The sequence below is a fragment of the Gilvimarinus polysaccharolyticus genome (genome assembly GCF_001187555.1).
In the GTDB taxonomy this organism is placed as follows: Bacteria; Pseudomonadota; Gammaproteobacteria; order Pseudomonadales; family Cellvibrionaceae; genus Gilvimarinus; species Gilvimarinus polysaccharolyticus.
In genome coordinates, this window is record NZ_LFIJ01000002.1 from 62,489 (window position 1) to 88,745 (window position 26,257).

At 46.6% G+C, this 26,257-nt stretch carries 14 protein-coding genes; 3 read left to right on the forward strand and 11 right to left on the reverse strand.

All coding sequences use genetic code 11. The annotated features are described in order from the left end of the window. The first annotated feature begins 259 nt into the window (after positions 1 to 259). A complete protein-coding gene (locus tag GILYN3_RS08950; protein ID WP_049722668.1) occupies positions 260 to 3,322 on the forward strand; it encodes a TonB-dependent receptor in 3,063 nt (1,020 codons plus the stop codon). 565 nt (positions 3,323 to 3,887) lie between these two features. Here GILYN3_RS08950 and GILYN3_RS08955 read toward each other — a convergent pair. The 11 genes from GILYN3_RS08955 to GILYN3_RS09005 all read right to left on the reverse strand — a co-directional run bounded on the left by GILYN3_RS08955 (position 3,888) and on the right by GILYN3_RS09005 (position 23,142). Continuing rightward, entirely contained in the window at positions 3,888 to 6,869 is a 2,982-nt protein-coding gene (locus GILYN3_RS08955) for a TonB-dependent receptor (RefSeq protein ID WP_198147337.1), read from the reverse strand. A 499-nt stretch (positions 6,870 to 7,368) separates the two neighbouring features. After that, a complete protein-coding gene (locus GILYN3_RS08960; protein ID WP_084005310.1) occupies positions 7,369 to 9,177 on the reverse strand; it encodes a VCBS domain-containing protein in 1,809 nt (602 codons plus the stop codon). Positions 9,178 to 9,258: 81 nt separating this feature from the next. Continuing rightward, positions 9,259 to 11,997 carry a chondroitinase-B domain-containing protein gene (locus tag GILYN3_RS08965; RefSeq protein WP_084005312.1) on the reverse strand — a complete coding sequence of 913 codons (2,739 nt, stop codon included), beginning with the start codon at positions 11,995 to 11,997 and terminating at the stop codon, positions 9,259 to 9,261. Between the two features lie 550 nt (positions 11,998 to 12,547). Then, entirely contained in the window at positions 12,548 to 13,480 is a 933-nt protein-coding gene (locus GILYN3_RS08970; RefSeq protein WP_232305553.1) for a polysaccharide lyase family 7 protein, read from the reverse strand. Between the two features lie 199 nt (positions 13,481 to 13,679). Continuing rightward, complete coding sequence (locus GILYN3_RS08975; RefSeq protein ID WP_049722672.1) at positions 13,680 to 15,335, reverse strand: fructose-bisphosphatase class III; 1,656 nt, start codon at positions 15,333 to 15,335, stop codon at positions 13,680 to 13,682. Positions 15,336 to 15,358: 23 nt separating this feature from the next. After that, a complete protein-coding gene (gene fbaA, locus GILYN3_RS08980; protein WP_049722673.1) occupies positions 15,359 to 16,432 on the reverse strand; it encodes a class II fructose-bisphosphate aldolase in 1,074 nt (357 codons plus the stop codon). Positions 16,433 to 16,475: 43 nt separating this feature from the next. Next, positions 16,476 to 17,402, reverse strand: a complete 927-nt coding sequence (locus tag GILYN3_RS08985) for a sugar kinase (RefSeq protein ID WP_084005314.1) — start codon at positions 17,400 to 17,402, stop codon at positions 16,476 to 16,478. A gap of 59 nt (positions 17,403 to 17,461) precedes the next feature. Then, positions 17,462 to 18,214: an SDR family NAD(P)-dependent oxidoreductase gene (locus tag GILYN3_RS08990; protein WP_049722675.1), complete on the reverse strand. Its 753-nt coding sequence runs from the start codon at positions 18,212 to 18,214 to the stop codon at positions 17,462 to 17,464. Between the two features lie 139 nt (positions 18,215 to 18,353). Continuing rightward, positions 18,354 to 18,701, reverse strand: coding sequence for a cupin domain-containing protein (locus tag GILYN3_RS08995; protein ID WP_049722676.1), 348 nt, complete (start codon positions 18,699 to 18,701; stop codon positions 18,354 to 18,356). Between the two features lie 64 nt (positions 18,702 to 18,765). Next, positions 18,766 to 20,925 carry an alginate lyase family protein gene (locus GILYN3_RS09000; protein WP_049722677.1) on the reverse strand — a complete coding sequence of 720 codons (2,160 nt, stop codon included), beginning with the start codon at positions 20,923 to 20,925 and terminating at the stop codon, positions 18,766 to 18,768. A 6-nt stretch (positions 20,926 to 20,931) separates the two neighbouring features. Then, positions 20,932 to 23,142, reverse strand: a complete 2,211-nt coding sequence (locus GILYN3_RS09005) for a polysaccharide lyase 6 family protein (protein ID WP_049723887.1) — start codon at positions 23,140 to 23,142, stop codon at positions 20,932 to 20,934. A gap of 568 nt (positions 23,143 to 23,710) precedes the next feature. Here GILYN3_RS09005 and GILYN3_RS09010 point away from each other — a divergent pair. After that, on the forward strand, positions 23,711 to 24,475 hold the full coding sequence (locus GILYN3_RS09010) for a FadR/GntR family transcriptional regulator (protein ID WP_049723888.1): 765 nt from the start codon (positions 23,711 to 23,713) through the stop codon (positions 24,473 to 24,475). Positions 24,476 to 24,826: 351 nt separating this feature from the next. Beyond that, positions 24,827 to 26,125: an MFS transporter gene (locus GILYN3_RS09015; protein WP_049722678.1), complete on the forward strand. Its 1,299-nt coding sequence runs from the start codon at positions 24,827 to 24,829 to the stop codon at positions 26,123 to 26,125. The last annotated feature ends 132 nt before the right edge of the window (positions 26,126 to 26,257 follow it).

Below are 26,257 nucleotides of genomic sequence, written 5' to 3' on the forward strand. Positions count from 1 at the left end.
CAGAAAATAATCAACACCAAGAGCAGAATATATTACCGTTATTACCTTTTATACTAATTTCACAAACGACTAATAACTGAACTTCTCGAAGAATATGAATAAAAACCTAGAAACAAACTGTTTTTAGATATTGTTCAGCACCGCCCTTGCATCCTGAAGTCATTTTGGTTGACAATGGCTATTACCACGTATAGCCAAATTGGGCGCCAAAGAGCGCTTACGTTAATATCAACAATAATGGTTCCCCCTGGAGGAAGACATGCGAAATAACAATAAACTCGCGAATGAAATAGTTAAAAAGCACAGCTTTAAACGATCTGTTTTGGTCAGCGCTATTGCCGCCGCTTCATGCGTAAGCGCAGCCCAAGCACAGGAAGAGCAAACACAAAACTCGGCCAATGAAACGCCAATAGTGGAAGAGGTTATCGTACAAGGCACTCGTGCCACGATCCAAACCACCATCGACATTAAACGCAGCTCCACCACCATCGTCGACGGTATGTCCGCTAACGATATCGGTGACATGCCTGCGCTATCGATTGGTGAAGCACTTGAGTCCATTACCGGCGCATCATCGCATCGTGAAAACGGCGGCGCGACCGAGATTTCTATTCGTGGCCTTGGCCCCTACCTAAGCGCAACCACCTTTAATGGGCGCAACGCCACTAACGGTAGCGGTGACCGCTCAGTTAACTTCTCGCAGTTTCCGTCCGAGCTGGTTAACAAAGTTGCTATTTATAAGACCCAAGATGCCAGCCTGATCGAAGGCGGTGTGGCAGGGTTAATTGCGATAGAAACCGTTAAGCCGCTTGATTTTAATAAGCGCCGCCTGCAAATCGAGGCGAAAGCCGGCATTCAGCCTAACCAACAAAATATCAGCGATTCTATGTCCGGTGATATCGGCTTTCGCGGCAGTGTTAGCTACGTTGATCAGTTTGAGTTTGATAACGGCTCGGCATTAGGCATTTCATTGGGCTATGAGCAAAGCGATATTGCTCAGCCAGAATCCGAGATGCGCGCCTCCAGCCCCAGCGGTACCTCACTGTTTGCTTGCATTAACGATCCTAATGTCACCGACCGAGGCTACTACCTCAGCTCCGCCGGCGATTGCGAAGATCCAACTAGCGGCCCATCCAATTCTGGTGGCTATAACACCGAAATTAACCCCGAGACCGGCAAAGCCTACAGTGACGGCAGTCCTTACGCATTTGCCCCAAGCTCTAACGGCTACCGCCAAAACGACACATCGGATGAGCGTGAAGCATTTTTTGCCGCCGTACAGTTCCAGCCCAATGACAAAATAGACATTAACCTTGATTACCAGCAATCCGAGCGTATTCAGGCAGAAAAGCGTCACGACTTAAACTTCGCCAATATGAAGCGCGTAACTCCAGGCGTTACGGCGGAGAATTTAGTCGTAACCGATACCGGCGCCATTACCAACTGGATGGGCGAAACAGCCATTGAGTCGAACAGCGAGCTATACCGTCGCAACGAAGACTATACCGGTTACGGTTTAAACATCGCATATGACGTTAGCGATAATTTAACCGTTTCTGCCGATTACTCTTTTTCTGAAACCGAACGCGTCGAGCACCAGCTGTTGCTTCGCACCCAGTCTGATGACCGCAATGTTTTCGCCGAGCTTAACTCGCAGTATCGCCCCATGGTGCAATGGGATACCGACTCAGGCATTCGTCAGTACCAAATCACCGATTTCGACATTACCGATCATACTCTATTCTCGGATCGCTACCGTGCACGTATCGATAGCGATGTCGATCGTACTAACACCATCGAAGCCTTCCGTGCAGACTTTGATTTACGTTTAGATGGTGGCGCTATTACAGGGATTAAAGGTGGTGTTCGGGTCTCCGAGCTTGAATATCTCGACATGGGACCAACCGCTCGTAATGAATTTGAAGTTACCATCGGCGAGCACGAGTTTTTAGCCGAAGTAAACCAAACCTGTGCTATCGACTTTCCCGAAAGCAACTTTATGTCCTCTGAGCGCGACGGCGCATTGTTCACCATCGTTGATGAGCAAGGCAATGTCACCAAAGCGGTGAACAGCTGGGCCACATTCGACACCGCCTGCGCTGTGTCGATGTTAGCCGACTTCACTGGGGAATCAATGGAATTCCCAGAAATGCCGGAGTCATTGGCCGGTGTTACCGACGTCACTGAGACGACCAAGGCGGCCTACATTATGGCCGACTTCGACAGCCAGCTAATGAACAAAACGGTTAGAGGTAATTTTGGTCTTCGCGTGGTACAAACCGACGTAGAGTCCATTGGCTACCGCACGCCTTACACCATCGCCACCTCTGATTCTGACATCCTCTCTTTAGTGCCCGTTGACGGCGCCGACCTTGAACGCGTAGAAGCCGGCGGTGACTACACTGAAGTTCTGCCAAGTTTTAACCTGATCGTCGACCTAACCGATGACCTTATGTTACGCGGTGCGATTTACCGTGGCCTGTCGCGCCCCGAGCCGGCCGACATGAGCTATCAGCGCGGCTTTACCGTCAGCAGTGAAGAAGACATCACCCAACTGGATGAGCTGATTCAAAACGTGAGTGGCGACGGCAACCCGAACCTGCAACCGTTAACCTCTTGGAGCTTTGACACCGCCATCGAGTGGTACCCAAATCAAGACACCCTGTTGGCACTTGGCATTTACCACAAGAAGTTCCAAGGTGGATTTGATACAACTCGCGTGACCGAACAGTTCAATATTGATGGGGTAACCGTACCCGCCCAGTTTGACCTAACTCAAACTAACGACGAAACCAGCAATCTGACGGGTTTTGAAGTTACCGCGACTCACAACCTCTCTTACCTACCAGGTTTTTTAAGCGGCTTTGGTGTTAAAGCGAGCTATAACTACGCTGACTCTGACTTTGAATTTGAAGACAGTAATTACGGCGACATCACTGTTCGCGACGAAGACGGAAATGTTGTCTCGCAATCCGAAGGAATCGTCGCGCCCGCTAACGTTCCTGGCTTTTCTAACCACGTATTCTCAAGCCAGCTGTATTACTCGGTAGGCGACTTTGATGCTAACTTGATCTACAAGTATCGCAGTGAATACTTCCAGCCTTACACCAGCAATGGCACCCGCTTACGCTACGTAGGTGACACCGGTGTGTGGGAAGCGCGCATGTCTTACTACATCACCGATAATATTCGCTTGAGCTTAGAAGGTATTAACCTGTTTGATGAACCCAAACAGCAATACTTTTACTCCAACGACAATTTGGGTGAAGTTAACAGCTACGGCCCTCGCGTCTTCTTTGGCGTAAAAGCTAAGTTCCTTTAATCCCTGTTCCTCGCCGTCTTAAATCAGACGGCAACGACTTTGGCCCGCATTAGCGGGCCTTTTTTTACCCTTAAATTAACCACCACCACACTAAAAACTACCCTCCCCATCATCACTCTTGCACTTAAACACTTCTGCTTAGATCTTGTATCTACATCAACGCTGTTACTCTTAATAATTTTTATCGCGTAACAACAAAATAACGCACATGCAACTTAACCGCATCAATGACAAGTCAACCTATCAGCCACCTTTCCGCTTAAACGCCCTGAAGGCGCACACTGATAACTGGCCAAGCATCAACTTGTCCGCGTTACTCTATCGCCCACAGACTTAAATCATAACCAGAACAAAAAGCTCAACAGTTAACCGAGAGCGAAACATTAGCTTACACATTACGGCTCGTAATAGCGCAACACACATGCACCACTGACAACGGCAAGCTTTAAACAAGGTAGACAAAAAGCCAATTTAAAACCCAAACGCAAAAAACCCCGGATAAACCGGGGTTTTTTGCGTTAAGCCAGAAACACTCTCTGGCGTTACATTAAGTTTTAAATGTTAATTAAAACTTATAGCTGGCGCCAACAGTGATACGACGATCGGTGAGGCCTTGATAACAAAGCATAGCACCATCATTCACGCAGTATTGGTTAACCTCAGACTTGGTCAAGTTAACACCTTCGATGCCGATGTTTAACTGATCGGTAACATCGTAAGAGATACTTGCATTAAGCTGACCACGGTCGCCCTGAACCACTGGGAAGCCCCATGGGTAGCTTGAAGTACTACCAAAGTCTTCCGAGCGATACGCTTCACGCCAAGTGTAACGAAGACGTGCAGAGATACCGTGCTTCTCGTAGTAAGTGGTAATGTTGTAAGCGTTTTCAGACAAGTCCAATAGCGCCTGCTTAAAGGTCACATCAGTAAGGCCAGAAGTCGCCTCAAACACATCAGATGCTCGGCTAGTAGCGTCGTTTACAGTATCGCCACCAGAGAACTCCTGCCAAGTGTAGTTAGCCATAAAACCAAAACCAGAACCCCAACCCAACACATCTTCGAAGTCAGCTAAATCGTACTGAAAGGCAAGCTCGATACCTTTCTGAGTAGTTTCGGCATCATCATTGATGGTGGTTGATCTTGGTACACAGATGCCAGAACCTTGGTTAGCATCTGACGCCAATACGTTGCGGTCAGCAATTGGGTTCCAAATACCGCCACTGGCACAAGTCTGATCGTTGATTTCACGATAACCGTTGGCATCCAATGGAGCATCTTCGGTTTGCGCACGGTGCAAGTTAGTACGCTTCTTCTCAAAGTAACCAATGCTGGCTACGGCAGAAGGTGCAAAGTAGTATTCCGCCGAGATATCAAATGACTCTACCTCTTCTGGCTGTAAGCCTGGGTTACCAATAGTTACCGCAGGGTTTGGACTGGTGCTGTAGCTAGTAGAGGTAGACAGAGCGGTGAAGCCCGCACGGTTAATATCTTGGCTATAGCCTGCACGAAGAACTAAGTCATCGGTAATGTTGGCCACCACGTTAATACGTGGCAACAAGAAGTCATAATCACCTTTGTAGGTAACCAACTGCTCTTCACCATCCAAAGAAGAAATACCAGTTGAAGCCACTTCTGATTCGACGTAACGGAAACCAGCATTACCACGGAAGATACCGTACTCAAAGTTTGCTTGAGCATAAAGCGCGTGAGTTTCTTCTGAAATATCGAAGAAGCTATTAGTTTCTGAAGAAGGCGTGCTTAAAAGCTTCTTATCGTCTTCCGCTAAACCGGCCTGATGCGCGGCAGTAGCGTCGATAAGAGTCTGCATAGTGCCTTCAAAATCTGAAGCAATCAGCTCTGGGTTAACCATCAGGAAGTCGGCAATATAAAGATCGCGACCGTCGCCATCACCAAAGTTATCAGGACCTGCAGTCATCAACTCAGAAAAACTGCTAGCGCGTGCCGAGTGAATCATGCTGCTGTAACCAACGTTCACGCCGGCATCTTCGTTCAAGCTAGATGCTTCGCTATAACGGTAGCCGAAATCAACAGTAGTGATGCCGCCAGCACTTACGTCGAAGGTAAAGTCCGCACGGAAAGCGTCTTCTTTGTTTTCGGCAAAGTCGTTAGCAACTTCAAATGCATCCAACACATAGTTGTCTGCATTCAACATATCTTCACGGGTTGGTGCATTAGCAGTGCCATAAGCAATACCGAAAGCCAAACCATCACGCAGATCGTACTCAAAAGGTACAGCGTTATCATTACCGCCACCCGCATCCAAAGGTGCGTTAGGGTTAATAAAGTTAAGCGTGGTGTTGATGCGTGGGTTAACGGTCGTCGACTTAGAGCGAGCAACCTCTACAGTACCGGACAATCGACCAGCTTCCCAGTCGGTTCCCAAGCGAAGAATTTCACTTTCGGTATTGCGAGAGTCAGTGTCTGTTGAGATACGCAAGTTTGGATCGTCATCGTCGTGGGCAATATTAACGCCAATAACACCTACTTGTGCCGCCTTAATGGAACCTAAGTCTTGAGAACCGTTTTCACCAGGGAGCACACCAAAATCGATATCCTGGAAGTGAGTAGGCGTAGAGGTTTGCAACATCGCACTAACACCAGAAGCCTGGGCGCGGTAGCTTTCTTCTTTAACATCTTGATCGTTTAAAATTGCATCGGCGTAGATTTTTACGCTGTCATTAGGTGCCCACTCAAACGCACCAGAAAAGTTAGTGGTTTCGTATTCAAAGCTTTCAGCTTGTTGAATTAAGAACTGCACCGGAAGAAAGTCAAACGATTGGGCGCTAGGGTAGCCGCTATCGGAGGCAACCAAGTTATCCAAATCAACGCGTGGGCGGAAGTTAGAAACATCTTGTTCGGCGTAGCTCGCACTAATCACAAAGCCCATATCACCGGCACTGGTTTCCCAGTTGTTACCAAAGGTGCCAGAAATTCGTGGCGTAAGCGTACTGTCAGTCGCCAGGCTGCTGTTTTCACCTTGGACGCGGACCGAACCGAGCATCTCTTTAAGCTCAAGTGGTCGAATTGTTCTTAGGTTGATAGTACCGCCAACCGAGCCTTCAATGGTCTTGGCATCTGGTGCTTTGGTTACTTCAACAGCCGCAATAATTGCAGCAGAAACATCTTCAAAGTCGATACCGCCACGACCACCACCAGAACCCACAGTAGATACGCCGTTGATTTCAGTGCGGTTAGCGTTAGTACCACGAATCTGAACGCCAGTACCTACACCACCGGTACGAGTGATCTGAACACCAGGAACGTTTTCGAGTACTTCGGCTAGGTTTTGGTCGGGCAATTTACCAATATCTTCCGATTTAATAACTTCGATAAGGTTATCTGATGCACGTTTTTCTTGGATAGCGCTTTCAAGAGAGGCGCGAATACCTGTTACCACCACCTCTTCTATTACCGCTGATTCTTGTGCAACAGCAACTTGGGCAAACGTCAGTGCTGACGCGGTCATCATTGCGCCACTGATAGCCGCAATAGCTTTAGATAAATTAGTTTTTTTATAGTCGCTCACTTCTCATTCTCCATAATTATGTTTTTAGGCAGGACAACTTCTTTCGCCATGGAAACATTACCCAAAACACCACCACATTGTCAACCATTTTGAATACATATGGTTACAACCAATATGGCACCATTCCGGAATTATTTTAAAATCTATATATATCAATAGGTTAAAGCGCCGCAAAGAGTCGCGGAAAACTTATATAATTACGCTAAAAGAGACCCCGAAAAGTCAGAGCCAGCAATCAATATGGTCGAAATCACCATTACGACAGGGGATAACAAGGATGTACGGTTTACCAATTTGAAAACCACGATTGACAAAATAGGAGAAAATGGCCCGGAACCGTAAAACTCGAGTAAAACCGCGCAGTATCGCCAATAATTTGTATCGCCGACAAGGAAGGCTGGTCAACACGGAGGGAGTATCAAGGGGGATTTTGAGAGGAAAATAAAATCTGCCCCCGCAGAGCGAGGGCAGATATAACCACCATAAAACTTTAAAGAACTTACTCTTGTCCGACGACTACTTCAGCGCTGTTGCTGTGGTAGATCGAATCAGCGTTCACGTCTGGGTCCAATGAATCACCAACGCCGTAAGCTTCAAAGTCATCCTCAAACACTACCGCTGTACCCGCAAGGTCAGAGAACACTTTGACATCATCAACGCTATAAACCGCCGTAGGAATCGTTGAACCATTATCACCAAACTTAAAGATAATATATTCAACACCTTCCATAACCTCAGATGGCGAAGATGATGCCGATGCAAATGGGTCAACGGTCACGCTTACACCATTAATGGTAATGGTAAGCATGGGCGTGGTGCTGGCATCGGCAGCGGATGCATCCCAAGTTACTTCCACGTTGTTCCACACATCTGGGGCGTAAGGAACCGCCACATCAATACCGTCTTGATCGCGAATAGCGTATTTATCCGCTTGAATCCGCAAATCAACAATAGCTTTACTGGTGCTGGTAGATGAGCCAAACAAGCCAATATAAGCATCTTTAGCGCTGCCATCGGCGGTTTCAGCATTGTCATCTTTTAAGAAAGCGACTGACAACTTACCTTTCTCAATAGCTGAGTCGAATTTATAGCGCAACTCACCAGCATCATCGATCATGTTGTCGGTGATTTTTGCTATTTTATTTCCGGCATTGCCCGGACCTGTCCCGCCACCAGTGCCACCACCTGAACCTTGCTCTTCCGTGACCGACACACTTGCCACGACCACTTCAGCGGTATTGTTGTGATAGACCGAGGCCGCGTCTTCTTCTGGATCAAGTGAAGCGCCTACCGTGTAGCTTTCAAAATCATCTTCAAACGCCAACGTCGCCCCGTCTTTATCAGAGTAAACTTTAACGTTATCAACATAGAAAGCCGCATGAGGAATCGTTGAGCCGTTATCACCCAATTTAAACACTAGCGTCTCAACACCACCTTGAACGGTGGTCGGAATAGATGACGCCGACGAGAACGGCTCGGTAGTTACACTGACACCATTAATCGTAATGGTGACAAGCGGAGTGACTGAGTCGGAGGCGCCAGAAGCATCCCAGGTCATTTCCACATCGGTCCACTCACCGGGAACAAACGGAATATCCACATCGATACCGTCTTGATCGCGAATGACATATTTGTCAGCCTGGATACGCAAATCAACCATCGCTTGACTGGTGCTAGTTGACGAGCCGTACAGACCTATATAGGCGTCTTTAGCTGTGCCATCTTCGGTTTCCGCTTTATCATCTTTCAAGAAAGATAAAGTCAATTTACCCTGAGATATTGCTTCACCAAACTTATAGCGTAGCTCACCGGCATCGTCGATCATGTTATCGGTAATTCTTGCCGCTTGAGTGGTACTCACAACCGTATCAGCACCAGTAATGGTGATCTCTAAAGTCGCAGCCGTACCATCGGCAGACTGAAGCTCTACCGTATCCACGATCGAATCTTCCGCGCCGGACAAGGAAGCAACTGTGGTATCGGACGTGTCAAGAGAGTAGAGCCAAGAACCGTCAGCACTGATCGAGAAGGTGCCATACATAGTGCTTTCATCGGTCAGCGGCTGAATCGTAGCTTCACCTGAGTCAGAGTCAGACACTGACACGGTTCCGGCCAAATCATCTTCGGTGCTATTGGTAATAGTCGCCGTCAAGTTTCCAAAAGTGGCCGGAGTATTAACGGCCGGAGTTGAACTTGAGCTGCTGCTACTGTTGGAGACATCTGGGACATCAAAAACATCATCGCCATCGCCCCCACAAGCTGCCAATGTTGCGGCCAATATAGACACAGTTAAAAGCTTCATCTTCATAAGTTTACACCCTTATTATTTGTTAAAGATTTTATGTAAAAACGTCTGAATATATAAAATTTAATCTTACTTTTAAAAAGATCAGTCGCCCGACGCATGACTCACCAATCTAAAACTATCAAAAATCGCCTCATCCTCTAAAGTTGGAGCGGTTTCATGGGTCAACTCGATATTGTCTATGCGTAACTCGTATTGTTTCCGAGCATCGCTATCTAGCTCAGCAGGAGAACCTGGATTATTAGCAATTAGTTCTGGATTAAATTTCGCGAACACCATCATGGAGGTACGATTGCCACTATTAAAAGTGGTTGTAGCTTGATAATAACTATCACTTGAAGATTCAGCAGCGCCGTTGTTTTTTAAATCGTCATAGTTGACCGACACTTCATGCAACACTTGTGTACCACCAGAATCTTTCACGCCAATACTGGCTGTCGAGCTTGCAACAGACTTTACGAGCAAATACATACTTAACGTATATTCGGTATTGGGAAGAATTCCATCGACCACCTGGTACAGGCTCGGAGTGCTGCTTTCATCGGCCGCGTAACGATAACCTAACTTAGCCGAGCCGCTTGATGAATCATCAAATGCTGTATTGCTGGAGTTGCCTACGTCACCCAGCCCTTGGGTTTCCTTCCCATCGCCCGAATTTTCCAGGGTTGTCCAACCAGTAGACAGATCCTCATCAAAATTAGCATTTACAATAGCCACAGATTTACGCAGCGCCATAGGCATACGAGCGATAATCTTTGCCTCAGTGTTATCACCGGAGTTAAAGGTAACCGAACGAAACTCAAAATCATTCGAGCTATCCGTTGCCATGTGCTCACTTCCATCGTCCAACACTACGCCAAACTCGCCCGCACCTTTGACAAAAGCCGACAGGGTGTAAATAGTATTTTCCTGTAACGATATGTTTTGAGTTAAGTTGCCAGTGCCGGAAACCACTGCCGAAAAGCCTCGCGAAAACACCTGATCACTGTCGCTGGAAACCTCTGTCGTGCCAGAAAATATCCAGCCATCGGCACCGTCATCAAAATCGTGATTGTTTATCGGATAACGAATCACATAGCCTTGACTATAGGGGGGCGTATAACTTTTAGGGCCAACCTGGGTAGCAGTGAGCGGAAAACGACTCACTGGGCTTAATGCAGGGTGATCGGCACCAACATAGGTATTGGATTCACGAGACTGACCATCCATGTCTTTATCCACATGATCAAAATCACCTGTGCTGGCCACTACCGCCCCCAAGTTAGGGCTATTTACACTTGGCCGCCATAAACCATCCTCGGCTTTAGCAAGTACGGCATCAATAAAGTGAATACCCTCCACCGCACTTAAGTCGTCACTGTCCGAAAAGCTCTGCCCGTAAACAATATTCCCAGCTATTTCTGTATCACCGCCTGGCATCCCGTCACTCGCCTGAGTCAAAACGGGTCCAATCGCATTGGCAATGAGATTATTAACTAGGTATACATCTTTAGGGTTTTTAGATTTTTTACCACCATCAACATTTAAACTATTAACACTATCAACAATCGTATTAAAACCAACATATACGTTTTCTAGCTGCTGATAACCACTATCGCTGGGACTGGAGTCCGCCCCCATCAGAACAATGCCGCCGTGATGAGTGGTATTTTTATAGCGCACGCCTTCGATATAATTGTTAACAACTAAATGACCGTCGTCGATAAGGCGTATCCCCCCCGCATAAGGGTGATCATCGCCAATAATAAAATTATTGGCGATGATGGCATCCGCACCATGGCGAGTAGTAATAGAGCCATAGCTGTCACGAATGGTATTGTGAACAATGCTGTTATTGCCGGCTTTATTGGAAATCACCTCAGCCTCGGCATCTATTCTTTCAAAATAATTATGTGCCACCACAGAATAAGAGTCTGCGCTATGGCTAGTGCTTAAGCCTATCCGTACGGCTTCATATTCATTGTCGTCACTAGATGCGTACGCTTTACCCGCAGCCGGAGCTCTATCACCAAAATAATTGTGGTCAATTTTTGCGTAATCTATTTGAGTGGTTGCCGGATCGGTATCGTCATCAATCCAACGATCCACCACCAACAGTGCACCACGCGAGGTTTTCCCCGCAAACCAGTTATGATCTATACGGGTGTACTCACCGTAATCGTAGATCCACTTAGTGTTGTTACCACTACCGGAATCCATGTCGACAATCGCGATTTCCGTTATACGACAATGGCTGCATACCGTACCGCCACCTAAGCGCGTTGCAATCATATTACTGTTAGCGGTTTCGCCGCCTTTAAAAACAAAACCTTGCAACACCAAATAAGAGCCGCCCATCTGCACTTGCACTTCACCACCGATGATTACTTGACCGGGGTTCTCGGCGGCAATGGTAATAGGATTATCTGCCGAGCCATTACCACCAAACGACAGCTCGAAGTCGGTGTATTCACCATCCGCCAGACACAGGGTCGTACCCGCTGTCATAGCTGTGCTCGCCGCACTTTTTAGCGCCGAGACAGAATTAACCACTTGTGAACACTCAATACTCGGAACAGTGTCAGCATCGGTAAATTCACCGGCAACCGGCACATCATCGGCGTGAGAGGGGACGCTCGACTGCATTGAGGAGCTGCTACTTTGTTGGCTGCTGGAACTAACATCAGACGACGCTAGCGAAGAAGAACTGGATGAGGTACCCGCAGAAGACGATGGTAATGACGAACTAGAATTGCCGCCATTAGACGAATCTCCCCCACCAGAGCCACCGCAAGCGGCAACCATCATGGTTGATAGCATTAAAAAGCTTCTTACAACTCGCATAAACAACCCACAATTTTAACTATTATTGTTATTACAACGACAAGCACAAACAGCTAAACCGTTCATGCTTTCCTTGTTCTCAACTGCTTATTGATCAGCTAAAAAACTGCACCCAGCCAGCCAATCATTCCGTCATCTTAACGAATAGAGCAACACACTCAGGGTATCAACTAGACGTTAAACCAAAGCCTGCTGTTGCTATAAAGCCATTTGTCAGCGGTCAGCCCCGCTCACCAGACAACGACACTACCGAATTGACGACAGCATTGTCAACCGATTTGGAATACACAAAATAAACCAATATAGGGAAAACTTATGACACTAGGAGATATCCTTAAGTATCAAGGACTTATCAACGAGGGATTAGATACGATAAAATTCTGCGGCATCGCACGGCAAGACATAAACCGCCGAAAAAGCTTAATGAGGCAAAGCAAGCTGAAGCTTCACCAGAGATTCGCAAGAAAGAATCCCTCAGAAAGGGGACGCTAGCACCGCCCACCTTGCTAGGTAAACGGCGCTTATTCAGGAAACTAAGGTCTGTGTGTTATCAGTCTAAGGTAATGGACGAGAAGGTCGCCTGCGCATAGTGACCCGCTTGCGAATCTTCTGCCCAAACTCCCGAACCTGCACAGCCTGCGTACCACATGCCGTCCTGGTCTTTACTGCTGCATTGGTTGTAAGCACCGGCCTTAAAGTAAAACCAATCACCGCTGTAACCACGCGGGTTATCTAGCTCATCCACGTTACCGTTAGGATCTACATTGTTTGACAGATCTACCGAGTACTCAACTTTAGGGCGGCCCTCCGCCTCGAAGGTCAAATGCATCACATTACCCACCACATCAACGGTATAACTAAAGGGTTGATTAAGCTGAACACCCTGCTCTTTCGGGTCGTCCGCAGAATCCCAAAGGTTACCCCACACGGGGTACGCAATATCCGTGCGATTGGGATCATCTTTCGCTAGATTACGCTCATAAGTCCAAAATACAGAGCCATAATCATGATTGGGGAATTTTTTATAATATATCTTTAATGGCTCATTACCGTAGCCAAAACCTCGAGCCATTTTGTCATCTTTACCCGCATGTATTTGCCCCACAACCACAGAGTAAGCAGGTTTTTTATTGGGGTTTTTAGCTTCTACGGCAACATGATTAACCGCTAAGGTTGCCGACAAGCGTCCACCAATTGATCCATAACGAGACGCCTTAGAATGCGCCGCTAAAGCAAAGTTATTTCCTGGGGCTTTAGTTTTAGAGCCTGCAGGGTCAATCATTTGCCGCAGTTCACTGCGAGTATTAGTGGAGCCTGATGTGGTTATGGCCTTATTCGGCGCGGTAAATACCACTCCCCCATCGTTAGCATAAAAAAACCGCGGTTCGAGTAACCGGCCAATATGGGGTGGCGCGACCTCATCGATTTTACCATCGCGATTGCTGTCCATTGGCAGGGTGATTTTCCAATGGGACAAATCCATAACTGAACCAGGTATTTTTTTTCCAATAAGATCCTCAGACTTAAAGGCTTCTTTCTCCATCGGCCCTTGGCATGCAGTCAGAAGTATAAAAGAGGACACTATTGCACAAGCGGCAATCGGTATAGTAGACACTGACTTTTTAAAGTTTATTATCATTTTTCACTCCCGTTAACGACACTACTTATAGATTTTAAAAACTTTATAGTTTATGAAAACACAACCTCAAATCGAGATCTTCCACAATAAACAAATGAGGTTTTCTACTATCAACAACCAACACCATACCGGCCGCACCAGTTAATGACCGGTAAGCTTTAGCAAAGCCACCATCAATACAGATTAACTGTCCCTGTGCATATATTGGCGATTCAGCATCTTTCAGTTTCACTGGAACATGACCATTAATTAACACACTTCTTTCATCGCCACTAAGCTCTTTAGCTACTTTTGCAACAAAATCTTGGTTGTTTCGAGCATCAAAATATGGGTTTTTTCCTTCCCGGTGGTAGTGCTTATCCTCAATAAAATAGCGTTCAAACGTTGTCATTTTATCGCGACCAAACAACGGCGAACTAGGGCCGCACCATAAATACCAAGCAATATCCGACAAGTACTTACAGCTATTAGTATTGCGCCGCGAGTAAGCTTTTCTAAGCTGTAACTCTAAGGCATCAAATAACGCACGTCCTTTAAGCTCTCGATCATTCACACAAAACGGAATCGGCTCAAGGTTTTCATCAACAGGAAGGCAGCCGTGGCACATAGTGTAGCCATCGTCCGTCTCTAACAAGCCGCCATTGGCAAACAAGAAATTTATATGTTTTTGCAACCGCTCCGAGCCAATAAATTGCAGTTTTAAATATTCTATTAGCTGCCATTCCTGTTCGGTCAATGAGGAGGTAGACTCTGGATTAACCGTAGGGAATCGCGTATCAGACAAGACAACTGTATTACCCTGAAGGTTAATAGCCCCTGAGGTGAAGTCAACTTTGCTAAGCATGGCCCGATCAGCAAGAGAAAAATGGGGGTTGCGTTCGATGATTTGCTGCTCCAGCTTAAATTGCACAATCGCAATAGCTTTATGCATCATCGAGTAAGAGCGGCTAGAGAATGCATCAGCATTACAACTAGAGACAAAATTTAAACAGGGATCATCAGAGTAATATTCTTCAGCCAGATCGGCCAAGCGGTTTAAACAAATACCATAGTCTTCGGTCAAAGTGCTGACATCGCCATACTTAAGGCATAAGCGCACTACCGTCGCAATGCACTCTAATGAACCAGATGCCGCCCCCATCCACAACACATCATGATTACCCCACTGGATACTCACTGACGGCAGTGCCTCTAACTGTTCTAATATTTTCGCAGCATCTGGTCCTCTATCGTATATATCACCAACCACATACAAACGATAGCGGATTAAAGCGGTAATCGCTTTGGCGATATAACGACACAGCTGCTCACGATCTTGATCGTCAAGCAAAGCAATCGCCTCCCGGCGCTGCTCATCAAGTTCACCCGTTATAGCGTATTCATCTAATATATTTAAAAACCAGCTACAACTAGAAAACGTCTCAACTCCGACCGGCCAAAAACGACGATCCTGCTTAAAGTTAAGCAGGATCTCCATCATGGCAGTTAGGTTATTAAAATGTTCAAGATTATCCGCAGAAGGCAAGCTTTCACCCAGCAAATAATGACGCAAAGCCTCTAACGGAGCCTTGGGGTTGCGAGCAACATACTCATCAATCAGCGTTTCGACCACAGCAAAACGCTGCCGCACCAAGGATTCAAACATATCCCCCTGGCCATGCAAGTCAGATATAAAAACTTTATAGGGCGTTGTTGACATCTATGCGCCACTCACTGAATAAATTAAAAAACACTTTCACAATTAAGCTGACGGCAGATATCAGTCAATTTTGACGAGAACCCTTCCTCGGCTTTACGCAGCCAAACTCGAGGGTCATAGAACTTTTTATTCGGAACATCGGAGCCCTCTGGATTGCCAATTTGAGCACAGAGATAATCCTTGCGGTCCTCATAAAACTCACGCACACCAGACCAGTACGCCCACTGTAAATCAGTATCGACATTCACCTTAATAACACCGTACTCAATCCCCAGTGCGATATCTTCAGCAGATGAACCGGAACCGCCGTGAAATACAAAGTCTATCGGGTTGTGGCCCAAAGCAAATTTTTTGCTTACATAATCCTGAGATTCTCTTAAAATTTCAGGCCGAAGAATGACATTGCCAGGAGAATAAACTCCGTGAACGTTACCAAATGAAGCCGCAATAGTGAACTTGTCACTAATTTGACTGAGTTTTTCATGGGCATAAGCAACCTCAGAAGGTTGAGTGTACAAACGCGATGAATCTATATCTGTATTATCAACCCCATCTTCTTCGCCGCCGGTTACCCCGAGCTCAATCTCCAGAGTCATTCCTATTGCACTCATACGCTTAAGGTACTCGCAGCATGTTGCAATATTGTCCTCTAATGACTCTTCCGACAAATCGATCATATGCGATGAAAATAATGGCTTTCCATATTGCTTAAAGTACTGCTCTCCCGCATCCAGCATCCCGTCAATCCACGGCAGAAGCTTACGTGCGGCATGATCAGTGTGAAGCATTACATGAGCGCCATAACTAGGCGCCATAGAGTGAACATGTAGTGCCGCCGAAACAGCGCCTTTAATCGAACCTTGGTGATTCGAATTGCTAACTGACTTGCCACCATAGAAAGCGGCACCGCCATGAGACAGCTGAATAATAATCGGAGCACTCAGCTCCGCCGCAACAGCCATAACGCTATTAGCCGTGCTTGAACTGGTAATATTTACGGCGGGCAATGCCATCCGTTGCGCTTTGGCGTAAGAAAAAGTCTCAGCGACTGCGTCGCCGAGAATAACATTTTCAGGTAGGGTTAATTTATTAATCATGGACAACTCTCTTGTGGATTGTTGGATACTAGAGCTAAATTCACTAAAAGCTGGGCATTTCACTTTCAGCTATAATTGCGCCCTTATGCTGTATCACCGTTGAGGCCAGGATATGGCCTTTCATCGCAGCACTTTGCTGACTTTCGCCTCGTGAGCGAAAGTGCAGATAAGCTGCATTAAACGAGTCCCCTGCCGAAGTGGTATCAACCACTTCAACTCGGCGCCCTGTCACCATTGCTCGGGTTTCACCATCGTCAACACAGCAGCCGTCCGCACCCATTTTGAGGATGATTTCTCGGGCACCGCATTGACGTATTCTGTCAATCACTGCATCTTTATCGGCGTCGCCATAAAGCATCGACTCATCATCGATGGTCGGCAAAGCTATATCACTAATGGCATAAGCTCTGTTAAACGCCTGTTGCGCATCATCGGTGTTGCACCATAAAACCGGACGATAGTTCCCGTCAAAGACAATTTTCTTGCCCGTCGACTGCAAGCTTTCTAACAGTGCAAAAAGTCTTTCGCGAGATGGCTCATCAAGTACAGCCAAGCTAATTCCCGACAAATAAATAAAATCAAAGTCAGACAGTTTCGTCATAAGCTGTTGCTGCTTAACATCACTGTCTAAAATGTATTTTGCTGCAGAATCGTTGCGCCAGTAAATAAAATGGCGCTCGCCAGACCCATCGTTACTGATATGATAGATACCTGGTCGCTTGCTTGTATCAACTTGCACTAAGCGAGTATCTACGCCATTTTTTTGCCACTGAGCAATCATCCAACGACTTACTTGATCGTCACCCATTGCAGTCACAAAGCTGGCTTTACTGCCAAGCCTAGCCAAATAAATGGATGTATTTAGAGTATCCCCTCCATAGCCCATAACCGCCGATATTTTTTCGATATCGCTGGACAAGCTACCACTGGAAATCTCCAGCATGCATTCGCCAATAGCTGCAATGTTCACAAACTACCTCTTTAATAAAAAAAAGACCCGAGCGTTACTCGGGTCTAATAAGCGGACGATTAAGAAAACAACAAGCCGCCATTAACATCCATATTCAACCCGGTCAGGAACGAAGCTTCATCCGAGGCCAAATAAGCAACAACGTCTGCCACTTCATCTGGGGCACCTTCGCGACGCAAAGGTGTCGCGCCGGCAACATTTGTGCGTGCTTCATTTTTGGTAAAAGTATCGTGAAAGGTTGTACTAATCATACCAGGGCACAATGAGTTCACACGAATACCCTGAGGGCCCAGCTCTTTCGCCATAGATCGAGTAAAGGTCATAACGGCCCCCTTTGCCGTGGCATAAGCAGAGGCTCCTGGGCCACCACCATCGCGTCCAGCCTGTGATGAGAAGTTTATAATCGATCCGCCTTTGCTCATATGAGGAACGACATACTTAGTCATCAAGAAGGTACTGGTTAGGTTTAAGCGAACCACAAAATCAAAAAATTCTGGATCCATCTCATTAAGAGTTTTACGCTCGACCAAGCCACCTGCAACGTTCACCAAAATATCAATTTTTTCGCCAAAAGCTTCTTGTGTTTTAGCAACAAGATCTTGCACTTGCTCGGGCTTCGTCATATCACCACGAACCAAAATTGCCTCGGCTCCCAGCGCTTTTACTTCGCTCAAAGTACTCTCGGCTTGTTCTTGGCTGCCGTAGTAATTGATTACCAACTTAGCGCCTTCTTTGGCAAGCTTTACAGAAATAGACCGGCCGATGTCACGTGCACCCCCGGTAATGATGCAAACACGATTTTGAAGCTTCATATATACCTACCTAAAGACCAATTAGTGATTTCTATTAAAAGGGCCTTTTCTTGCCATCCAAACAGAGGCTTTAACAAAGACAAGGGAGCCCGCACCTATAAATATTAGCTATAAAGACTCTACAGCAATCAAGCTCGGTTTATTCTTTACCCACAAGGTCAGCGCGAATCGGGCTGAAAATATCAATCAAGATGCCGGCCTCTAAACAAACAGCGCCATGCTCTTCATTAGGTGGAACATAGAAACAATCACCCGCTTGCAAAATCTTCTTTTCACCGTCGATCATCACTTCAAACTTGCCCCGTTCAACATAAGCAACTTGAGACTGAAAGTGACTGTGAACATAGCCTTCACTGCCGGTTTCGAAGGTGACACGGACAACCATAATCTGTTCGTTATAGCCCATGACTCGACGCTTAACACCCGGCGCCACGGCTTCTTCTTCAATGGTGCTCATTTCAATAAACTTTTTAGATTCAATCAGCATTTTTATCACCCGTTACTTTTAAAAATTTAAATATCCGCACCTGCCATGTGAGCGGCCGCAACAATCAATGCTTGCTTGACTGAACAACCTTGGCCTCAACTGGAGCGGAATCTTTACTGCCATTGGTTAGCACTAAAGTGAAATCACCTAAATCACCCATATTTACGATCAACTCTGAGCCGGTATTGGTCACTTTGTAACTCAACGACTCCACTCGGCTATAGGCATTCTGTACATATTCAGCCGTACCGTTGTACTCGCCATGGGGTTCAACCACGGCATACATAACGGCGTTATCAGCCTGCAAGCGACGCACCACACCCTGATCACGACGAAGATTGTGATTAGGATCATTAGCACCCAGCTGAAAAAATAACGTTTCTGCCGCACCTTTACCCTCTATGTGGTGGCCATAGGTGTAAGAGTAAAAACGGTTATCTAACAACCACGTTAGTCGGTTATTACTAGCGGAATTATCAGCCTGAGCACGCAACAACATATGTTGGTAGCCATTAGCATCACCCATGGCTTTCCAAGTATTAAAACTCTTATTGTTAGATAAGTTATGATCTATCACTTGGCCATTAAAATGCAGCGGCAAATCATACAAATGTTTAGCGTCAGCCTGCACAGCAACCACATCAATGACAAAGGGCTCTACCGCCTCAGGCTTAACTAACGCCTGAACACGCGTAAAATTAACACCTTTATAGGCGGTATTTATCCGACCAATACTAATATCTGCCAAATCACTCTGAACGAAAATAACTTGCTCGGCAGGCTTGTCATTCGCTTCAGACAAATTGGCATTAAATTGGTTTTTTTTGTCTACGACTAAAGTGTTATGAGCAATCGTTTGTTTTGCCCAGGTGTCATTTTCTAGCAAGTAATGACCGCCGTATTTAGCCTCGACATTAAGATACCGCGCTGCACCATAATCGCTAACAACTTCATTACCGTTATCGTAGAACTGCCAGCTTAAGCGATCGTAATGTCCATGCCCCATACCTTGACTGGTATTTTTAGCCACAACCAAAGTGCCACTCTCGTTATCACCCGAGCGCATCAACGTTAGAGCACCCTGTGTACCCGAGGCGCCATCACGATAGACTTTTGATGAGTACGGATAAGGCGCGACTGAGTTATTAGCAATAATCTCAGACAGAGCCACGCCACCCGCACTAAGGCTAACGCGCTCTTGCTGCCGAGCAATATCGCTTAAGCTTTTATCCAAGGTAATGTCGTAGGCAATTGCGAGTGCCTGCACCAACTCTTCGGTCTTGATGCCTTTATCTTTTATCGCATCATTAATGGGTAAAAATAGACCGTTATAACTTAACTCGATCGTGGTCTTGATCGCCTTAAGCAATATTCCATCACGGTATTTGAAAATTTCTTTTTTCGGCTCATTGGTTTGAATCGCTTTAGCAAACCAAACAAAAGGCATTAAGGCATAACGTTGATAATAAGGCCCTTCAGTGTAATAGCCGTCGGGCGAGAACAACTCATCCAACTGCTTGTAAAAACCTGAGTTACCGCTTTCATCCAAACCAGTAAGCGCCTGTGCTACATAATCATCGCGCCCAGTGGCATAGCCCACCATACCAACCGCAGCTACCGCCCAAGTACCATGATTGTGAATTTTATCAAAGGTTTGCGGCTGTCCTTTAGACAGATAATCGGCAACAGGAAACAATAAATTATTCTGTATATTACGTTTCTGCTCGTCCGTCAAAGCTTCAGCAACCATATCGTAAGCCTGTATGGTGTACACCAACCACACAGCTTCATTTAAGCTCTGCCAAAACAGCTTCCCTGGGGTTTGCTCTTTTTTCTCGGGGTGTAAACCAAGCATTGGATACATCTGCGCATAAGTGTCGAGCATCTCGGTCACGTATTCGCTGTAGCGGCTTTCACTGCTTAGCTGAAACTGTAATGCAGCCGCGTACATAGCTTTATAATTACGCTTGTGTTGCTCGTGAGTATAACCACCGCCTGCATCCTTAGGCCAAGGCACAACGATACCTTCATCGAGGGCCGCATCGGCTAAGTGTTTATTTGCCTGCATCGATTGCTCTAACAGGCCGCCACCGGCTTGCCGTAGTGCAACTATGTCCGCCTCACTAATCACTAACGATGGCGACTCGGCCGCACTGCTCACCGCACCGGTCAGCAACAAACAAAAAATAGCGCTAACTTTTATAACTACAGAAGATATCTTCATAGCAAATTACTCAGAGAATTTATTATTTTCAGAGGCAAAGGTCGACTCCATACCCGGTACAACGCTCTGCACCTGATACAAGGGTTTATGGCTGTATGTGTTATCGCTGATACGTACCACCGGGCCACCCACGGTATGCTGAACCAAGATAGGCGCACTGTTATCAAAGTGACTGTTGCTAACCAAAGCGCGCTGCACGCCGTGCAACAGAATACTATGAGCGTTTGCATCAGCTGCCGGAGAGTTCGTTACGGTCACATTATCGACACTCACGTGCGGGCCAAACGTGCTTTCATCGGTACCACCACGATAAACCGTCATCAGACCGCCATTAACATTACTGACGTTACTGTCTTTAACCGTAATGTACTCAGCGTTGTACATACCGTAATCATCTCGCTCCGAGTCCAGCTTTAATACTGTGCCGGTAATATTGCTAAAGTTAGAGTCAGTCACGATAACATTGTCAGCAAAAGTGCTTTGGCGAAGCTTAATCACATCAAAGTCTTTATTGATATTTAGATCCGTCACCTCGACACCCAACAACTCTAATTCAAAGTTTTTAGTCATCGGTTTGCTGTCAGAGCGAATCACGGCATTCGCTTTATCATCGGGAGCACGCACACCGCTTATGGATAGGTTCTGCAGACGTATTGCGCTGCCGTTTCTTAAATCGATAAGAGATTTACGTGCAAACGTCAATCGAGTTTTACCTTGACCGGCGCCGCGAATAATTAAAGGCTTATTCAGAATTATGGTTTTTGACGAGTGGTAATCACCTTCACCTAGCACCAGTTCAGCCGCACCATCCAGCGCTTTATAAGCGTTTAGAATAGTATCTTCACCCGGCTTTACCACAACACTTTTAGCGGTTTCAAAAAGGGCAGATTTTTCATACTTAGGATACCAAGAGACTCCCACTTGAGCCTTGGTAACCGGCAATTTAGGAGCCGCTACGGTTAGCGAATCGACGTTATCAAACCCTTTGCCCAGTTGCTCGCCAGGTGCAAAGTTCGTTTTGTTACCACTAAATTCTACCCCTTCTACACTGTCATGCAATTCAAAGGGTGAGTCTTTTGAATCATGAATAATCGTGTTGTTTATAAAGCGGCTGTTAGACGCAATAGCGCTTCGCTCTTCGTCGCTGCCGGCACCAAAGATAATACGATCCACATTAACTAAAGTGTTGTTTTCGATCAGTGCGTTATCAACCTGATGGTAACGGTTTATGCTCGAGTTAGGCACGCCATTCATCACCACTAAACCACCACCAAAACGCGAACCAGCCAGCCCCGACAGGTAATTATTTCTAATGATTTGATCGGCGTTAATCACTCGTATACCACCGGTGTGATCCACACCATTACCAATAAACGCATTACCCTCCACTAAGTTGCCATTACCGTGACGCAACGTAAGGGTGCCACGTGACTCAAAAAACACATTGTTTTTAATGACATTTTTGCTCGACTTATTCGAAAGAATTTCGACCTCACCATCACAGTGCTCAAAGTAGTTATGGGCCACGGTAGTCAGCGAGTCGCTTAAAGAATAATGACTAGTCCCCACGCGTAAAGTCTCACCACCATTGGAGCCTAATACTGGCCGTGGGCCAAAATAGTTGTACTCGATAACATGCTTGTTTTCTCGGCTATGCACAGTATCCAGTCGCACCGCCATGGTGACGCCCTTGTTGCGCTTAAAGCTAAAGTGATTGTGATCTATACGGTTGTTTTTACCATAGACACTCACCCAGTAGTCCGTCTCGTAGCGATCGGGATTACTAAAATCGTCGATCACCACTTCGGTTAAACGCGTGTTAACCGCAATCGTCGAGTAATCAGAGTCATCGGTTGGCTTGGCGGTACGAAAAGAAATTACCGCATCGGAGGGGGTGTAACCGTCCTTAAAGACAAGACCGCGAACCACTAGATGCTCGCCCGCCAATTTTAGGTTAGAACGACCACTAATAATCGCCTTGCCGGGGTTAGCAGCGGCCAGAGTAATGGGTTGCGCAGCAGTTCCTTGAGCTGAAAAAACGAACTCGACATCGCGCCAAACACCATCATTAAGAAGCACCCGATCACCGGGCTCTAACTCGCTGACGACCTGCTGGTATTCAGAAAAGTTTGCTACTGGGTAATCTTTTGCTGCACAAAGAGCCGGAACAAAAGACAACAGAAACATGATGGAAAAAGTCGAATTCTTATTAGTCATATCAATCACACCACACATTCGCTCAAAAGAAATTGGCCGAGTCCTAGCGAAGAGCCCAAGCCAAGAAGAGTCACACTCAGAATCAGCTATACACTGACGGCCAGCTTGGGACCAAACTCACACTGCTGGCTTAAAAATGATGCAGAGGCCTCCAAACTTCGGCGCCGCCCAGACACAGGTCATGCTTCGCAGGCCAAACTCAAACGGTAAGTTTCCACATCAAAATTTCTGACAACAGATTATCAGCCTCCCGACAATAGTGTCAACCAATTATTATTACCGATATATCACTGAAGAATGTGGTTAGCCCAACCTACGTGCAGTAAGGCGGAATAGACTCAGCATATTGACATCAAGCCGTCTCAATAGAGACGGATCAACCCTTAAGCCAACGCACGCTTAGGCTAATGATTGCAAGCTAGGCACACCCTGCTCAACATTATTGCCACATCGGCAGCCAAGCCCTGACCCAAACATTATACCAAAGTGTATACCAATCGATGTGATATATGTTAGGGTTGGTCATATAAACCTAATATGTACGAGCTAGGTAGCGGGAACGATGGCAATGAGCAAGCCCAGTGACAATAAAAAACAACGCACTTACCGCAAGGTCACTCAAAAGATTCTGGAGGCCTTAGATTCCGGCGAGTACCCCGCTGGCGCACGCCTCCCACCCGAGCGCGAGCTGTCAGAGCGATACGGCGTCAGTCGCCCCACCATTCGCGAAGCAATCATAGCCCTAGAGGTCATGGGCCGAGTCGAGGTGCGAACTGGCTCTGGGGTATACGCTCTAAAACCGCTCGGTGCCAAAAGCGATAATCCCCGAGAATACAGCCCTTTTGAAGTCACTGAAGCGCGGGTGCTCATTGAATCCGAAACAACGGCTTTAGCTGCATCGACTATGACAGAGGCTGAGCTGGGCGAGCTTAGCGCCGCCTTGGATGAAATGATTCAAGAAAACGAACGGGGCGATCTGACCTCAGAAGTTGCCGACATCAAGTTTCACTCCATCATTGCTCACTCAACCCAAAACCGGCCGCTCATCAGCATCATCCAACACTTGTGGGATATTCAGGCCAATCTGCCCGATATTAAGACCGCGCATCAATCGATATGTAATACCGACGGCCACAAGCGTGTCGAGGAGCACCGGGAAATACTCAACGCTTTGCGAGAGCGAGACAGTCACTCCGCCAGAATCGCCATGCGTAATCATTTTTTTCGCTCTCTCGACGCCCTACACGCAGCGACAGAGCAGCGCGCAGTAGAGGAGATTCAACAACAGCTGAATGCGCGTCGAGAAAGGTTCTCTCTCAACAGAGCCCAATAAGCCAACCGAACAATATGTCGGGACGGATTATTAATGAAACAAAAAAATCAAAACACCAGGGCAGCCAAGCGTAAATTATTCACCGAACAGATATGCAACGCTTACTGTTAATACCAGAAGAAGGGGCTTCAGCTATGCTTATATCATCATAAATTGACGCCCCTAACTTGAGATAAGTAGCGCCATTTTCTATGGCAACTACCCTATATCTCAATGCCGATACGTCTCATTGCACACTAAACCACTTATTGTGGCCGGTGACAGTCTATACTCGTCAACACGCCATATTTAGTGATAATTAATTAGCCCACAAAAACCTATTTTGCAAAGAAAGCTCTAGGAGTAACAATAATGAAGCTAAAAAACTTACGCTGGTGGGTGGTTGCCTTAATCGCACTCGCCACTATTATTAACTACATAGATCGCCAATCGTTAAACGTACTCTGGCCAGCTATTGCCGCGGATTTATACCCCGACAAAACCGCCGTTGAGCGCAAGGAGATTTACGCCTTTATATCCGTTATTTTTGTCTTCTCCTACGCATTTGGTCAGGCTATTTTCGGTAAAATATTTGACTGGATCGGCACCCGATTCGGCTTTGTCTTGTCAATCGGCGTATGGTCTATTGCCACCGCTGCACACGCATTGGCACAAGGCCTTTTGTCCTTCAGTATTTTTCGCTCTATCTTGGGTATTGCCGAAGCAGGTAACTGGCCAGGCGCCACCAAAGGTAACGCCGAATGGTTCCCCACCAAAGAGCGTGCTCTGGCACAAGGCATATTCAACTCCGGTGCGGCCATTGGCGGGATCATATCTATCCCCTTAATTGCTTTTTTAGCAGTTCATTTTAGCTGGCAAACCATCTTTATTTTGGTCGGTCTAGTGGGTCTACTTTGGTTGATTCCATGGCTGGTACTGGTTAAAGCGCCACCTCAAAATCACCCTTGGATTACCGAAGAAGAGCGGACATATATCCTAACGGGGCAAAAGAATACTGAATCCGTCGATGGCGAATTCAGTGATGGTTACACCCCAACCACCGGCGAAATGCTGTCACGCAAAGAAAGCTGGGGGGTCATTATCGCCTCTGCCGCAATCGATCCGATTTGGTGGCTATTTGTATTCTGGATCCCCATCTACCTGAACGAAGTTTATCAAATGGATGTAACCACCATTGGTATTTACGGCTGGGTACCTTATGTAGGTGCTATGTTTGGCGCTTGGTTTGGTGGGCTATTAGCGCAAAACCGTCTTAAGGCGGGCTGGAGTGTAAATAAAACTCGCAAATTCACTATCACCTTGGGCTGTATGATCATGCTGCCAGCCTTGCTGGCAATGGCCAACCCCGGCGCACCTGTTGTGGCCGTACTTATTATGGCTATTATTTTGTTTGGCTTCCAAACCACTATCGGTAACGTTCAAACCTTACCTAGTGACTTTTTTGGCGGAAAAAGCGTAGGCACTCTGGCTGGCTTTTCAGGCATGGCAGCAAAACTTGGCGCCGTTGGCTTAACATCACTGGTGCCCTGGTTGACTGCCGATGGTAACTACACCCCTGCGTTTATAATCGGCGCAGGTTTGGCCGTAACAGCCATGGCCAGCATTTGGCTACTATGCCCTAAAATTGGGCCGTTAAAGCCTAAGGTTTAAACAACCTGCGCCAACGTAAAACGTTTATGTGAATAACGTAACCGTAAAAACCACTCAGAGTTAAGCTCAATGCTTAACCTCGAGTGGTTTTTTATTGCGTGGCATTCATGCCCCCCCCCCCCCCCCCCCCCC

Bases quoted from the DNA above. Each gene is read 5' to 3' on its own strand.
- GILYN3_RS08975 (WP_049722672.1), bottom strand. From the start codon at position 15,335: ATGTCAACAACGCCCTATAAAGTTTTTATATCTGACTTGCATGGCCAG.
- GILYN3_RS09005 (WP_049723887.1), bottom strand. From the start codon at position 23,142: ATGACTAATAAGAATTCGACTTTTTCCATCATGTTTCTGTTGTCTTTT.
- GILYN3_RS09015 (WP_049722678.1), top strand. From the start codon at position 24,827: ATGAAGCTAAAAAACTTACGCTGGTGGGTGGTTGCCTTAATCGCACTC.
- GILYN3_RS08995 (WP_049722676.1), bottom strand. From the start codon at position 18,701: ATGCTGATTGAATCTAAAAAGTTTATTGAAATGAGCACCATTGAAGAA.
- GILYN3_RS08965 (WP_084005312.1), bottom strand. From the start codon at position 11,997: ATGCGAGTTGTAAGAAGCTTTTTAATGCTATCAACCATGATGGTTGCC.
- GILYN3_RS08960 (WP_084005310.1), bottom strand. From the start codon at position 9,177: ATGAAGATGAAGCTTTTAACTGTGTCTATATTGGCCGCAACATTGGCA.
- GILYN3_RS09010 (WP_049723888.1), top strand. From the start codon at position 23,711: ATGAGCAAGCCCAGTGACAATAAAAAACAACGCACTTACCGCAAGGTC.
- GILYN3_RS08990 (WP_049722675.1), bottom strand. From the start codon at position 18,214: ATGAAGCTTCAAAATCGTGTTTGCATCATTACCGGGGGTGCACGTGAC.
- GILYN3_RS09000 (WP_049722677.1), bottom strand. From the start codon at position 20,925: ATGAAGATATCTTCTGTAGTTATAAAAGTTAGCGCTATTTTTTGTTTG.
- fbaA (WP_049722673.1), bottom strand. From the start codon at position 16,432: ATGATTAATAAATTAACCCTACCTGAAAATGTTATTCTCGGCGACGCA.
- GILYN3_RS08950 (WP_049722668.1), top strand. From the start codon at position 260: ATGCGAAATAACAATAAACTCGCGAATGAAATAGTTAAAAAGCACAGC.
- GILYN3_RS08970 (WP_232305553.1), bottom strand. From the start codon at position 13,480: ATGGATTTGTCCCATTGGAAAATCACCCTGCCAATGGACAGCAATCGC.